This is a genomic window from Microbacterium sp. SORGH_AS_1204 (assembly GCF_030818935.1).
In the GTDB taxonomy this organism is placed as follows: Bacteria; Actinomycetota; Actinomycetes; order Actinomycetales; family Microbacteriaceae; genus Microbacterium.
The window spans coordinates 2,462,836-2,475,648 of the sequence record NZ_JAUTBD010000001.1 but is presented as its reverse complement, the minus strand read 5'-3'; the positions used below and the strand labels follow the sequence as shown (position 1 = coordinate 2,475,648).

13 protein-coding genes are annotated in these 12,813 nt (G+C 69.5%); 9 read left to right on the top strand and 4 right to left on the bottom strand.

Going from position 1 to position 12,813, the window contains the following annotated elements; genetic code table 11:
* The first annotated feature begins 2 nt into the window (after window positions 1-2).
* Both prfA and QE410_RS11395 read left to right on the top strand, forming a co-directional pair.
* Window positions 3-1,079 (top strand): peptide chain release factor 1, encoded by a 1,077-nt coding sequence (gene prfA, locus QE410_RS11400; protein ID WP_307334500.1) that lies wholly within the window; start codon window positions 3-5, stop codon window positions 1,077-1,079.
* A 499-nt stretch (window positions 1,080-1,578) separates the two neighbouring features.
* A complete protein-coding gene (locus tag QE410_RS11395) occupies window positions 1,579-2,418 on the top strand; it encodes a hypothetical protein (RefSeq protein ID WP_307331917.1) in 840 nt (279 codons plus the stop codon).
* Window positions 2,419-2,568: 150 nt separating this feature from the next.
* Here QE410_RS11395 and QE410_RS11390 read toward each other — a convergent pair whose 3' ends face one another.
* A complete protein-coding gene (locus tag QE410_RS11390; RefSeq protein ID WP_307331915.1) occupies window positions 2,569-3,972 on the bottom strand; it encodes an amidase in 1,404 nt (467 codons plus the stop codon).
* Between the two features lie 71 nt (window positions 3,973-4,043).
* Window positions 4,044-5,030, bottom strand: a complete 987-nt coding sequence (locus QE410_RS11385; RefSeq protein ID WP_307331912.1) for a helix-turn-helix domain-containing protein — start codon at window positions 5,028-5,030, stop codon at window positions 4,044-4,046.
* A gap of 229 nt (window positions 5,031-5,259) precedes the next feature.
* On the opposite strand from QE410_RS11385, the gene QE410_RS11380 reads away from it, so the two are divergent.
* The gene (locus QE410_RS11380; RefSeq protein ID WP_307331909.1) at window positions 5,260-6,513 is read left to right on the top strand and encodes an acyl-CoA dehydrogenase family protein; all 1,254 of its coding nucleotides are present in this window, start codon (window positions 5,260-5,262) and stop codon (window positions 6,511-6,513) included.
* A 52-nt stretch (window positions 6,514-6,565) separates the two neighbouring features.
* Here QE410_RS11380 and epsC read toward each other — a convergent pair whose 3' ends face one another.
* Together epsC and cysK are read right to left on the bottom strand one after the other, a co-directional pair.
* Window positions 6,566-7,135: a serine O-acetyltransferase EpsC gene (gene epsC, locus QE410_RS11375; RefSeq protein ID WP_307331906.1), complete on the bottom strand. Its 570-nt coding sequence runs from the start codon at window positions 7,133-7,135 to the stop codon at window positions 6,566-6,568.
* A 2-nt stretch (window positions 7,136-7,137) separates the two neighbouring features.
* On the bottom strand, window positions 7,138-8,076 hold the full coding sequence (gene cysK / locus QE410_RS11370) for a cysteine synthase A (RefSeq protein WP_307331903.1): 939 nt from the start codon (window positions 8,074-8,076) through the stop codon (window positions 7,138-7,140).
* Window positions 8,077-8,174: 98 nt separating this feature from the next.
* On the opposite strand from cysK, the gene prmC reads away from it, so the two are divergent.
* From prmC to atpE, 6 genes are all read left to right on the top strand, one after another.
* The gene (gene prmC, locus QE410_RS11365) at window positions 8,175-9,065 is read left to right on the top strand and encodes a peptide chain release factor N(5)-glutamine methyltransferase (protein ID WP_307331900.1); all 891 of its coding nucleotides are present in this window, start codon (window positions 8,175-8,177) and stop codon (window positions 9,063-9,065) included.
* A 39-nt stretch (window positions 9,066-9,104) separates the two neighbouring features.
* The gene (locus QE410_RS11360; protein ID WP_307331895.1) at window positions 9,105-9,842 is read left to right on the top strand and encodes an L-threonylcarbamoyladenylate synthase; all 738 of its coding nucleotides are present in this window, start codon (window positions 9,105-9,107) and stop codon (window positions 9,840-9,842) included.
* The gene (locus tag QE410_RS11355) at window positions 9,839-11,014 is read left to right on the top strand and encodes an MraY family glycosyltransferase (RefSeq protein ID WP_307331893.1); all 1,176 of its coding nucleotides are present in this window, start codon (window positions 9,839-9,841) and stop codon (window positions 11,012-11,014) included. The genes QE410_RS11360 and QE410_RS11355 overlap by 4 nt, the downstream gene beginning before the upstream one ends.
* A complete protein-coding gene (locus tag QE410_RS11350) occupies window positions 11,011-11,499 on the top strand; it encodes a hypothetical protein (protein ID WP_307331889.1) in 489 nt (162 codons plus the stop codon). Before QE410_RS11355 ends, QE410_RS11350 begins: the two co-directional genes overlap by 4 nt.
* 308 nt (window positions 11,500-11,807) lie before the next feature.
* Window positions 11,808-12,527, top strand: a complete 720-nt coding sequence (gene atpB / locus QE410_RS11345; RefSeq protein ID WP_373459343.1) for a F0F1 ATP synthase subunit A — start codon at window positions 11,808-11,810, stop codon at window positions 12,525-12,527.
* A 44-nt stretch (window positions 12,528-12,571) separates the two neighbouring features.
* The gene (gene atpE, locus QE410_RS11340; RefSeq protein WP_043360904.1) at window positions 12,572-12,805 is read left to right on the top strand and encodes a F0F1 ATP synthase subunit C; all 234 of its coding nucleotides are present in this window, start codon (window positions 12,572-12,574) and stop codon (window positions 12,803-12,805) included.
* Window positions 12,806-12,813 lie beyond the last annotated feature (8 nt).

The window sequence follows — 12,813 nt, the reverse complement described above, 5'->3', positions numbered from 1 at the left end:
CGATGTTCGAGTCGGTGCGCGGCCTCCTGGACGAGCACAAAGCCGTTCAGGAGGAGCTCTCCGACCCGGCCGTGCACGCCGACGCCGCGCGGGCCAAGCGCGTCAACCGGCGCTACGCCGAGCTGTCGCGCATCGTCGCCGCGCATGACGCCTGGGTCTCGGCATCCGACGATCTGGATGCCGCCCGCGAGCTCGCGAAAGAAGACGCGGCGTTCGCCGACGAGGTGCCGGCGTTGGAGGAGCGGGTCGCCGAGACGCAGGAGCGTCTGCGGCGTCTGCTCATCCCGCGCGACCCCGACGACGCGCGCGACGTGATCATGGAGATCAAGGGCGGCGAGGGCGGGGCCGAGAGCGCCCTGTTCGCGGCCGACCTGTTGCGGATGTACCTGCAGTACGCGGCATCCATGGGCTGGAAGACGGAGCTGCTCGAACGCACCGAATCCGACCTCGGCGGCTACAAAGACGTGCAGGTCGCGATCAAGGGCTCATCCAGCGACCCGGCGCAGGGCGTATGGGCGCACCTGAAGTACGAGGGCGGCGTGCACCGCGTGCAGCGCGTGCCGGCCACCGAGTCGCAGGGACGTATCCACACCTCGACGACAGGCGTGCTGGTCTTCCCCGAGGTCGACGAGCCCGAAGAGGTCGCGATCGACCCGAACGACCTCAAGATCGACGTGTTCCGCTCGTCGGGCCCCGGCGGGCAGTCGGTGAACACCACCGACTCGGCCGTGCGCATCACCCACGTGCCCACCGGGATCGTCGTGTCGATGCAGAACGAGAAGTCGCAGCTGCAGAACCGCGAGGCCGGAATGCGCGTGCTGCGCGCCCGCCTGCTCGCCAAGCAGCAGGAGGAGCGGGATGCCGTCGCCGCGGACGCGCGCCGCTCGCAGATCCGCGGCATGGACCGCTCCGAGCGCATCCGCACCTACAACTTCCCCGAGAACCGCATCGCCGACCACCGCACCGGCTACAAGGCGTACAACCTCGATCAGGTGATGGACGGCGCCCTCGGCCCCATCATCGAGTCGGCGATCACCGCCGACGAGGAGGCGCGTCTGGCGGCTCTCGCCGGCGAGTGAAACCCCGCGCTCTCGAGGCCCGCTCGTCGTGGAGCCCGTTCTCTGTCGTTGACTTGCGCCACGTGCCTGCGCGCTGGCGCATTCCGTGTGCATACGGCGCGCGTCACGTCGGGGGCGTCGCGCTCTCGAGGCCCGCTCGTCGTGGAGCCCGTTCTCTGTCGATGACTTGCGCCACGTGCCCGCGCGCTGGCGCATTCCGTGTGCATACGGCGCGCGTCACGTCGGGGAGTGTGGTGGCCAGGGGAGAAGCGTGGTCGGCAGGGTGACTTGCGCCGTATGTTCGCGCGCTCGCTCGTTTGCCGTGCATATGGCGCAAGTCAATGCAGGGGCGGGAGGGAGCTGTGAACAACTCCGAGGGGATGACGGCCGGGAGCGACAGGATGTCGTGATGTCATCGACCCCCTCCCACGCTTTCGCATCCGGTGCGGCTCGCCGGGCCGGTGCGACACGTCGATTCGTCGACGCACCGCAGTGGGATCGCCCATTCCACGGTGTCCGGATGCCGAGGACGAGCCCGGACGCCCTGGCGCACCCGGCGACCCAGCGCGAGCAGCATTTGCTCGCTCATGCGGATGCCTACCGCACAGTCATGGGGCGCGACGCGTTCTTCTCACACACCACCGCCGCGCTCTTGTGGGGTCTTCCCCTGCCGCCTCTGTCGGACGACGACCTGCACGTCGCCGTCCTCGCCCCCTCCCGCGCGCCGGCGGGACGAGGCGTTCGGGGGCACCAGCTCCACCGACGCGGCGTCCGGGTCGTCGAGAGCGAGCCGGGGGTCCGTCTCGCCGATCCGGCGACGACGTGGTCGCTCCTCGGGTCGAGGCTTCGGCATCCGTACGACCTCGTGGCGGTCGGGGATGCCATCGTGTCTCCGGTGCGCGTCGCCGGACCGCACGGAGGGGTCGTCCGCGACGCGCTGGCGTCGATCGAAGACCTGGGGCGGGTGGTCGAGGATGTTTGCAAACGCCGGGGCATCATCGCCGTCCGCGAGGCCCTGCCCCGCGTGCGGTCGGGAGTGCGGTCGCGAACGGAGACCTGGACGAGGCTGACTCTCGTCGACGGCGGGCTCCCCGAGCCCGTGTTGAATCACGACGTCTACGACGGTGCGGGGTTCGTCGCGTGCGTCGATCTCGCCTACCCCGACCAGCGCGTCGGTGTCGAGTACGAGGGCGATCAGCACCGGACGGACCCCGCGCAGTGGCAGCGCGATCTCGAACGATACGAGCGACTCGCCGCCGCGGGATGGCGCATAGTGCGGGTCACTCGCGATGTCCTCTTCCAGCGCCCCGGTCTCCTCGTCCGTCTGGTGGCGGACGCGTGCGGGTCGCGCCGCCACTGACTTGCGGCGAATGCCCGCCGGCCGGCTCAAAAGGCGAGCATATGGCGCAAGCCACCGGGAGGGTCGCGGGCCGTACGGCCGGGTGGGGGTCAAGCGGGCCGTACGGCCGGGTGGGGGTCAGGCGGGCCGGACGGGCGGGCGGGTGGGCGCTCAGGCGTCCCAGACGGGCGGGTGGGGGAGCGGGCCGCGACGGTGCTCGAGCTGCGCGGCGAGCGACAGCAGGGTGGCCTCGCCGCCGGGACGGCCGACGAGCTGCACCGACACGGGGTGGCCCGTGGCATCCGTCGTCACGGGCATCGTCAGGGCGGGCAGGCCCGCGACGTTGACGAAACTCGAATACGGCGCGTACTCGACCTGCATCGCGAAGGTGCGCTCGGGGGAGTGGCCCGCGTACGCGCCCACCGGCTGCGGACGCTGGGCCAGCGCGGGCATGAGCACGGCATCGAACGCAGCGAACTCGGCGATCGTCCGACGCTCGAAGGCACGCGCTGACGCCAGCGCACCGAGCAGTTCCAGCGACGACAGACGCCGTCCCTCCCGCACGAGCCAGGCCGTCAGCGGCTCGACGAGGGTCATGTCGTCGTCGCTGAGCGGAATGCGCGCGGCGCTCGCGCGCCACAGCACGCGAAAGAGCGCGGCATAGCCGAATGGATGCCACGCGGCATCCCCCACCGCGTGTCCGGTGTCGCTCAGCCAGTCGGCGGCCGTGTCGAACGCGGCGCGCGCGTCGCTGTCGAGCACGATGTCCTCGTCGTCGTCCCAGGGCGAGACGGTCGTGACGCCCACCCTCAGGTGGCCGGGATCGCGGCGTGCCGCGTCGACGAACGGGCCGGAGCCGGGAGCGGCCGTGGCGTACGTGAAGGGCGCGAGAGCGACCAGGGCGTCGAGCAGCAACGCGGCGTCTTCGGTGCTGCGCGCGATCGGGCCCGTGACCGACAGGCCGTCGGGGGAGTCGAACCCCGACCCGAGGGGCAGGCGACCCCGCGATGGTTTGAGGCCGACCACGCCCACCGTGGCCGAGGGGATGCGGATCGATCCGCCGCCGTCGGAGCCCACGGCGGCGGGCAGGAGCCCCGCCGCCACGGCGACGGCTGCTCCGCCGCTGGATCCCCCGGCGCTGGCCGTCGGGCGCCACGGGTCGCGGGCGGGCGGGTGGATGAGCGGCTCGGTGAAGCCGGTGAGCCCGAACTCCGACGTGCTGGTCTTGCCGAGGTTGACGGCGCCGGCGGCGTCGAGAGCCTCGGCGAGAGGATCGGATGCCGTCGGCACCAGGTGAGCGCGGGAGCGCGAGCCGTACCGGGTAGGGACGCCGGCGCGGGCCACGAGGTCTTTGTCGGCGAGAGGTACGCCCCACAACGCACCCCGGGTGGGCGAGGCCGAGACGTCGGTCGCGCGACGGAGCGCGGCATCCGGGGTCACCTCCGCGAAGGCGCCGAGGTCGGACCACCGGGCGATGCGGTCGAGGTAATGCCTCGCGAGCTCGCTCGGGCCGACGGAGCCCTCGCGGAGGGCGGCGATCTGCGCGACCAGCGAGAGGTCGTGCAGGGGTGCCATGCATCGAGCCTACGGTGGACGGTCGCGAGGACGCCACGGGAGCCGGCGCGGAAAGAAGCGGCGGACGACGTTCAGCCGGCGCGTTCCCAGGCGGTCGCATCGTCCTCGAGCTGCGCGAGCACCTCGCGCGGCGTCATGCCGAGGTGTTGCCGGAACGCCCGGTGCAGGTGAGAGAGGTCGCTGAAGCCCCACTTCGCGGCCAGATGGGTCATCGTCACTTGACCGCGTTCGGCGCGCAACTCGTCGGCGCATCCCCGCACGCGCACCTGCATCACCGTCTGTCCGTACGTGAGCTCTGCGTCTTCGTACAGCTGGTGGAGCTTTCGCACCGAAATGGCGAAATGCCGCGCGGTGGCCGCCGGCGAGGTGTCGACGAAGCGCACGTGGCGCTCGAGATGGTGTTCGATGCTTCCGCGCAGGAGCTGCGGTCCGCCCTGGGTCTCGCCGAGCGCCCGCACGGACGACCCGTGCGAGAGGGCCCTGCTCAACGACGCGACGGCGGTGCCGACGGCATCCGCTTCTCCCTCGCTCATCGTGGCGGCGTGCGCCCACGACGCACGCAGGGTGTCGGCGACGACCGCCCCCAGACCCGAAGCGCCCGAGAAACGGCGTGCGGTCGCGGTTCGGCGGAGGTCGTCCGAGACCTTCTCGGCGGGCAGGCGGAACGATACCGTCCGCCACGAGTCGAGATAGTCGAGGGTGAAGGGTCTGGTGGCATCCACGATCGAGAACGTCCCGGGGCCCGACATCTCACGACGACCGTCTTGCGCGACCACGCACCGTCCACTGAGCATGAGATTGAGGAACACGACGTCTTCCGAGACCCGTCGCACCTCCTCCGGGCCATGGTGGATGACCTGGGCGACGGTGGCGATCTCCGCGCCGTTGGTCTCTCCGAACGGGCGCGTTTCGACATGGCCCGCAAGGCCCGTGCGGGGCCAGTCGTCGCGGGCGCCGCGAGCGGCGGGACGCAATGGCGTGAACGCGGCGCACACCACCTCGCGCCAGTAGGCGTACTGCTCCGCCGGCGGTCTCTCGCGCGTGTCCCAGCGCTGCATGGGTTCCTCCTCGGCGCCCGGGTGCGGGCGCGAAACGGGTCGACGAACTCAGCAGAGCAACGAGCTGTTTCCCGCGACATCGCGTCTCATGTCGCACCGGTAACGAAATGCTCACCGCGGGCACGGGTGCACCGTGGTCCATACGGGCGTGCACGGGCGTCCAATCCACACCGGGCGAGTCGTTGCGACGCTACCCACACCTTCACCCGAACGAACGAGGAGCACCCCCGTGGCCATCGACTTCACCCTCTCCGACGAGCAGCTCGGTCTGCGCCTGCAGGCGCGCGAGTTCGCCGAGACCGTTCTGAGCCAGGTCCCCGACGTCATCGCGCCGATTCCCGACCCGCTCGACCGGTTCCGCGCACTGAAGCCCTTCTACCAGCAGATGGTGGATGCCGGTTTCGTCAAGGGACTCATCCCCGCCGAGAACGGCGGTCATCGTTTCAGCAACCTGCAGTTCGCCCTCGCCTGCGAAGAGCTCGCGCGAGTCGAGATCAACACCCCGACGATCGTCCTGGGTACCGGTCTCGGCACGTTCCCGATCATCACGGCGGGTACGCCCGAGCAGAAGGAGCGCTTCCTCGCCCCCTTCGTCGACGGCAGCCCTGCTCTCGCGGCCATCGCGTTCACCGAGGCCGCGGGAGGCGCCAACTTCGACCACCCCGACCCCCGGTACGGCGTGCAGACCTTCGCCGTCCGCGACGGTGACGAGTGGGTCATCAACGGGCGGAAGGCGTACACGACCAACGCCTCGGGCTGGGACGACGAGGGCGCCGACATCATCAGCGTCGTCTGCCGCATCGACGAGACCAAGCCCCCGGCGGAGTCGCTCGCCATCATCGTCGTCGAGAAGGGCACGCCCGGCGTCACCTTCTCGGGCATCATCGACACGATGGGCCACCTCGCCACGAACTCGCCGTATGTCGACTTCGTCGACGTCCGCGTGCCCGTGGAGAACCTCATCGGTGCGCCCGGCGACGGGATGGCGCTGACGAAGGGAGCCTTCTCGTGGACCTGCTCCAGCATCGCCGCGGCGGCGGTCGGCAAGATGCGCCGCGCGTTCGAGATCGCCTACGACTTCGTCTCGACCGAGAAGCGCTCGGGCAGCGTCCCCGTCATCGACCATCAGAACGCCGGCTACATGCTCGCCGACATCAAGACCCGGATCGAGGTGGGGCGATACTTCGCCTGGAAGGCGGCCGATCACTTCGACAAGACCGGGGGACTGGACCGCGAGCTGTCGAACATGTCCAAGATCTACAACTCGGAGCTCGCCGTGCAGACGGTCTACGACGCGATGCGCCTGGTCGGGGTGGACTCCTACGGCGACCGCGTCCCGCTCGGCGACATCATGCAGGACGTGCTGTGCCTGCCGATCTACGACGGCGGCAACATGGGCGTGCGGCGCCGCCATCTGCACGAGATGCTGCGTACCCCCGGATACGACCACCTGGCCGCGGCGGAGAACCGCTTGTCGGTCTGACCGAGCCGCTCTCGTGCGGGTCCGCGGCGATGGCGGACCCGCACGAGGGTTGTCAGATCCAGTACTCCGGCGTTGTCAGCAGGGCGCGGGTGTCTTCGCCGGCACGCCGCGTGCGGGCCTTCGCCGGAACGCCCACGAGCACGCTGTCGGCTGGTGCATCGCGCGTGACGACGGCATTCGCGCCGACCACGGTCCCCGCCCCCAACGTGATGGGTCCGAGGATCTTCGCCCCGGCCCCGACGGCCACGCCGTCGTGCAGTGTGGGATGACGCTTGCCGCCCTCCCGCTGCCGACCACCGAGCGTCACGCCGTGGTAGAGCATGACGTCGTCGCCCACCTCGGCGGTCTCCCCGATGACGACACCCATGCCGTGGTCGATGAAGAAACGGCGGCCGATCGTCGCACCCGGGTGGATCTCGACGCCGGTCAGCCACCGGGTCACCTGCGACAGAGCCCGCGCCGTGAAGCGCAGGCCCCGTCGCCACAGGAGGTTCGCGATGCGGTACGACCAGACGGCGTGCAAGCCCGGGTACAGCAGGGCGATCTCCAGCCCGCCACGCGCCGCGGGATCGCGGAGTTTGGCGGAGGAGATGTCTTCGCGGATGCGGGAGAGTGCCCCCACCGTCAGTCTTCGCGCAGGTGCTCGTACAGCGCGGTCGAGAGGTAGCGCTCGCCGTAGGACGGGATGATCACGACGATGTTCTTGCCCGCGGCTTCGGGGCGACGGGCGACCTCGAGGGCGGCCCAGATGGCGGCACCCGACGACATGCCGACGAGGATGCCGTCTTTGGCCGCCGTCTCGCGGGCGAGGCGGATCGCGTCGTCGAACTCGACATCGATGACCTCGTCGAGGATGTCGCGGTCGAGGATCTCGGGGACGAAGTTGGGGCCGATGCCCTGGATCTTGTGGGGGCCGGGGTGGCCCTTGGTGAGGATGGGGGAGTCGGCGGGCTCGACCGCGACGATCTGCACGCCCGGGACGCGCTCCTTCAGCACCTGGCCGACGCCGGTGATGGTACCGCCCGTGCCGATGCCGGCGACGAAGTAGTCGACCTTGCCCTCGGTGTCGCGCAGGATCTCTTCGGCCGTGGTCTTGCGGTGGATGGCCGGGTTGGCCTCGTTCTCGAACTGACGGGCCCAGACGGCACCGGGGGTCTCGGAGACGATGCGCTTGGCCTCGTCGACGGCGAGCTTCATGCCCTTGGTGGGGTCGGTGAGCACGAGCTCGGCGCCGAAGGCCTTGAGCAGGGTGCGGCGCTCCTTCGACATCGACGCGGGCATGGTGAGGATGACCTTGTAGCCGCGCGCCGCGCCGACCATGGCGAGTGCGATGCCGGTGTTGCCACTGGTCGACTCGACGATCGTGCCACCGGGCTTGAGCTCTCCCGACGCCTCGGCCGCGTCGACGATCGCGATGCCCAGACGGTCTTTGACGCTCGAAGCCGGGTTGTAGAACTCCAGCTTCAGCAGGATCTGCGCCTGTGTCCCCTCGGCGACGCGGTTCAACCGCACCAGAGGAGTGTCGCCGAATGCTGAAGTGATGTCGGAGTGAATGCCGGGCATGGGGCGCCTTTCGCCGTCGATCAGAACGTGATGATCCTAGGCGAGGCCTCCGACACCGGTTCTTGTATGACGTTGCGCTACTAAGCTGGGGTTCCGTCATGCCCGAGACGCCCTCGCCCCCGCTTTCCCCCGCTCTCGTCACCGACATCGTCCGCGATATCGCCCGCCGCTTCGGTGCGGCCGGAGTCCCCGACGCCCAGGTCGACGCCGAGCTGCTCGTTGCGCACGTGCTCGACACCTCGCGCGGGGGAGTGCAGGCCGCGGCCGTGCGCGGCGACCGCATGCCGGATGCCGCTGCCACCGCTCTCGCTTCGCTCGTCGACCGGCGCTGCCAGCGCGAGCCGTTGCAGCACCTGACCGGTGTGGCGCCGTTCCGCTCACTCGAGCTCGCCGTCGGACCGGGCGTGTTCGTTCCCCGGCCCGAGACCGAGATGGTGGCCCAGCTCGCGATCGACGCCCTGCGCGCCGTGGCATCCGACTCCCCGATCGCCGTGGATCTGGGAACGGGGTCGGGCGCGATCGCCCTCGCGATGGCGACGGAGGTTCCTCACGCGCGCGTCTTCGCCGCCGAGAACTCGGTCGATGCCTTCATCTGGACCAAGCACAACGTCGCGCGCGTCGGCGCTGACAACCTCACCCTCGCCTTCGCGGACCTCGCCGTGGCGTTCCCGGAGCTGGACGGAACCGTTTCGGTGGTGGCATCCAATCCGCCGTACGTTCCCGACGACGCGATCCCGCGCGATCCCGAGGTGCGCCTCTACGACCCGCCGGCCGCCCTGTACGGCGGACCGGACGGCCTGGATGCCGTGCGCCGGCTCAGCGAGGTGGGCCTGCGCCTCGCCCATTCCGGCGGCACCATCGTGATCGAACACGGCGAGTGGCAAGGGGCCGCGATCCGCGACATCCTCACCGCCGACGGGTGGCGCTCGGCCGCCACGCATCAGGACCTCACGCTGCGCGATCGCGCGACCGTCGCCGTCCGCCCCTGATCACGCACCCCGCACGGCCCGGCTAGACTGGCGCGCGACATGTCACCCGTCTACGACTGCCGTGACGAGTCGCAGCTGCTGTCCGGGATGCGCCACGCGCGTCAGGCGATCGGCCGAGGCGAACTCGTCGTGCTTCCCACCGACACCGTCTACGGAATCGCCGCCGACGCGTTCAATGCGCGCGCCGTCGCGGGCCTGCTCGAAGCGAAGGGGCGCGGACGCCAGCAGCCACCGCCCGTCCTCGCGGCCGGCGTCGCGACGCTTCGCGCCCTGGTCGCCGAGATCCCGCCCGCGGTCGACGATCTGGTGCGCGAATTCTGGCCCGGCGGCCTGACCATCGTCCTGCCCGCACAGCCCTCGCTGTCGTGGGACCTCGGCGACACCCACGGCACGGTGGCTGTGCGCATGCCCGCACAGAAGCTGACCCTCGAGCTGCTCGAGGAGACGGGCCCGCTCGCCGTGTCGAGCGCGAACCTCACCGGCATGGCCGCTGCCGTCGACATCGACTCCGCGCGCGACATGCTGCGCGACAGCGTCGCCGCCTACCTCGACGCCGGCCCCAGCGAGACGGGCATCGCCTCGACCATCGTGGATGCCACCACTCTCGTGGGCGGTGCGCAGCCGCAGGTGCGCGTGCTCCGCGAGGGCGCCATCTCGCGTACGCGACTGCGCGCGGTGCTCGGCGACCTCCTCGAGCCCGACCCCGTCGACGACACCGTCGCCCCCGCCGAGCCGTCGATCGAGCCGACACCGGATGCCGAGGCGCCGGGTCCGTGACCCAGTATCTCCTCATCATCTTCTTCACGGCGGCGGTGACGCTCGCGCTGTCGTGGGTGGTGTGGAAGCTCGCCCTGCGCTTCAAGCTGTATCCCGGCATCCGGGATCGTGACGTGCACCAGACGCCCACACCGCGCCTGGGCGGTGTGGCGATGTTCCTCGGCGTCGTGGCGGCCTTCGCCCTGTCGAGCCGCAACCCGTACTTCGCGATCCTCTGGGCGGACCCCGTGCCCGTGCTGTCGCTGCTGGGGGCGGTACTGCTCATCGTGCTCGTCGGTGTGGCGGACGACCTCTGGGATCTCGACTGGATGATCAAGCTCGGCGCGCAGTTCGTGGCCGCGGGCATCATCGCGTGGTTCGGACAGCTGCAGATCCTGTCGCTGCCGATCGGGGCGTTGACCGTCGGGTCGAGCTGGGTGAGCTTCCTGCTCACCGTCTTCGCGCTCGTTGTCGTGATGAACGCCGTCAACTTCATCGACGGCCTGAACGGTCTCGTCGCGGGTGTGTGCCTCATCGCCAACGGCGTCTTCTTCGCCTACTCGTACCTGCTGGTGCGCGACACCGGAGCGAGCACCTATTTCAACCTCGCCTCGTTCATCGCCGCGGTGCTGATCGGCGCATGTCTGGGCTTCCTGCCGATGAACTGGACGCCGGCCAAGCTCTTCATGGGAGATGCGGGCGCGCTCATGCTCGGGCTGCTGATGGCCAGCTCGGCGATCGCGATCACCGGCCAGCTCGATCCCGCCGTCCTCGACCCCGAGAAGATCGGCCGCTCGCAACTGCTCGGCGCGTTCATCCCCATCCTGCTGCCCGTGGTGATCGTGTTGCTGCCGCTGCTCGACTTCGGCCTCGCCGTGGCCCGCCGCCAGTGGGCCGGTCGATCGCCCTTCTCGCCCGACCGCAAGCACCTGCACCACCGCATGCTCGACATGGGCCACACCGACCGCGACGCGGTGCTCATCTTCTACAGCTGGACCGCCGTGGTGAGCCTGGCGTTCCTGCTGATGTACATCGGCACCCAGCAGAGCTGGCCCGGCGACTACGCCATCGGCATCGTCTTCGGTCTGACCGGAGTGGCCGCGTGCGCCGTGCTCACACTTCTTCCTTCACAGCATCGTCTGCGGCGGTTGTCCCGTCGCGTCCGACCGAACCGACCGGAGACCCCCTCATGAGCAGCACCACGCCCGACGCACCTCGACCCCTCTCGAGCACGCCGGTACTTCGCACCGCGTTGGTCTGGGGTGGGATCGTCACCGTCGTCCTGCTGATGATCGGCGCCGTCGTCGGCTTCCTGGTAGGGGGAGGGCCGGGGCTCGGCAGCGCCCTCGCGGGAGTCGCCGTCAGCGCGATCTTCCTGGCGGTGACGGCGACCAGCATCCTCGTCGCGAACCGCTGGTACGGCGACGCGCTCTACGTTCCCATCTTCTTCGGAATCGTCCTCGGCGGCTGGTTGCTCAAGCTCATTCTTTTCATCGTCGCCATCGCCGTGCTGCGCGGGCAGGACTGGGTGGACCTGGTCGTCTTCTACGTGGCGCTCGTGGTGAGCGTCCTCGCGTCGCTGGCGGTCGACGTCGTCGTGCTGATGAGGATGCGCGTGCCCAGTGCGAGCGATGTGATGCTGCCCACCGACCCCGAGGCCGGAGACCGGCGCGCGTGACACGCGGCGCCTCGCCCGCGGGCCGGCCGCGTCGTGCGCGTTACTCCGGCGGCGAGACGATCGCCCCCCCCGGACGCATGCACAGGCTGGGAGTTTGATAGGGTGGCATAAGTACCCACCCGCGATAGGAACTCTCCTCCAGGTCTGCACTTCGGGTACCATCACCGACCATCGTCGCAACGGTTCACACCGATGCCCCGAAGCTGGAGCCAGCGCTGACTACTCAAGCTGCGACCCTGATCACGAACTTCGCGTCCGCGGGTGCCGAGTTCCACCCGCCGTCCATCTCGGAGTTCTTCCCCGACGCGGTGCTGTTCGAGGGCACGATCTTCGCGATCACGCGCATCAACCTCACGCAGATGCTGGCCACGCTCGCGCTGGTGCTCTTCCTCGTGCTGGGCACGCGCCGCATGAAGGTCGTCCCCGGTCGTTTCCAGAGCATCGCCGAGATGGGCCTCGACTTCGTCCGCGTCAACATCGCCGAAGACATCCTCGGACGCAAGGACGGCAAGCGCTTCCTGCCGATCCTCACCACGATCTTCTTCATGGTGCTGTTCATGAACATCACGGGTGTCATCCCCGGTCTGAACATCGCCGGTACGAGCGTCATCGCCGTGCCCATGCTGCTGGCCATCGTGGCGTACGTCACCTTCATCTACGCCGGCATCAAGAAGAGCCCCGGCGGGTTCTTCAAGAATGCGTTGCTGCCCTCGGGTGTGCCGTGGCCGCTGTACATCATCATCGTCCCGCTCGAGTTCCTCTCGACCTTCATCATCCGTCCCGTCACGCTGACGCTGCGTCTGCTGATGAACATGGTCGTCGGTCACCTCATGCTGGTGCTGTTCTTCTCGGCGACGCAGTTCTTCGTCGTCGGGCTCGGCGGCTGGTGGACGGCGCTCGGCGCCGGCTCCCTCGCCTTCGGTCTCGCCTTCACCCTGTTCGAAATCTTCGTCGCCTTCCTCCAGGCGTACGTCTTCGCGATCCTCACCGCGGTCTACATCCAGCTCGCGGTCGCAGAAGAGCACTGAGCGGCCCGGCGCACGCCGAGCCACCCAACGAAAGGAAAAAACCCGTGGACGCAACTACGGTTCTCGCCCAGGTCACCGGTAACGTCGCCACGATCGGCTACGGCCTCGCCGCCATCGGCCCCGCCATCGGCGTGGGCATCGTCGTCGGCAAGACGATCGAGGGTGTCGCCCGTCAGCCCGAGCTCGCGGGCCGCCTGCAGGTCCTGATGTTCATCGGTATCGCCTTCACCGAGGCGCTCGCCTTCATCGGTATCGCGACCGGCTTCATCTTCACCTGATCCGGCCG

Excerpts from the sequence above, each read along its gene's own strand:
- prfA (WP_307334500.1), top strand. The coding sequence starts at position 3 with ATGTTCGAGTCGGTGCGCGGCCTCCTGGACGAGCACAAAGCCGTTCAG.
- QE410_RS11395 (WP_307331917.1), top strand. The coding sequence starts at position 1,579 with ATGCCGAGGACGAGCCCGGACGCCCTGGCGCACCCGGCGACCCAGCGC.
- QE410_RS11390 (WP_307331915.1), bottom strand. The coding sequence starts at position 3,972 with ATGGCACCCCTGCACGACCTCTCGCTGGTCGCGCAGATCGCCGCCCTC.
- QE410_RS11385 (WP_307331912.1), bottom strand. The coding sequence starts at position 5,030 with ATGCAGCGCTGGGACACGCGCGAGAGACCGCCGGCGGAGCAGTACGCC.
- cysK (WP_307331903.1), bottom strand. The coding sequence starts at position 8,076 with ATGCCCGGCATTCACTCCGACATCACTTCAGCATTCGGCGACACTCCT.
- prmC (WP_307331900.1), top strand. The coding sequence starts at position 8,175 with ATGCCCGAGACGCCCTCGCCCCCGCTTTCCCCCGCTCTCGTCACCGAC.
- QE410_RS11360 (WP_307331895.1), top strand. The coding sequence starts at position 9,105 with ATGTCACCCGTCTACGACTGCCGTGACGAGTCGCAGCTGCTGTCCGGG.
- QE410_RS11350 (WP_307331889.1), top strand. The coding sequence starts at position 11,011 with ATGAGCAGCACCACGCCCGACGCACCTCGACCCCTCTCGAGCACGCCG.